Here is a 208-nt window from a genome sequence, read left to right as displayed (position 1 = left end):
AGGAATTCTAGCAGCTTTCGAGTTTCCCCACTTTGCTAAGCGTGTTTGTTCTTTAATAGGTTCCATATTTCCCCCTCCTAAATTATTATTAAAAATCAAGTATATCCTGTGTAGATACACAATGCAAATATTCTTACTGGAGGTCATTTACATGCAACAAGTTGTCTTACCCATCAAAGATTCAAACGTTCTTAAAGAGGTTCAAGAT

1 pseudogene is annotated in these 208 nt (G+C 35.1%); it reads right to left on the bottom strand.

The features are described 5' to 3' along the window. Positions 1 to 120, bottom strand: a pseudogene (locus tag FD20_RS14090) (AbrB/MazE/SpoVT family DNA-binding domain-containing protein); the annotation flags it as partial. Between the last annotated feature and the right edge of the window lie 88 nt (positions 121 to 208).

This window comes from Liquorilactobacillus uvarum DSM 19971 (assembly GCF_001434935.1).
Classification (GTDB): domain Bacteria; phylum Bacillota; class Bacilli; order Lactobacillales; family Lactobacillaceae; genus Liquorilactobacillus; species Liquorilactobacillus uvarum.
The sequence above is the reverse complement of the archived record's forward strand: the minus strand, read 5'-3'. Positions and strand labels throughout refer to the sequence as shown.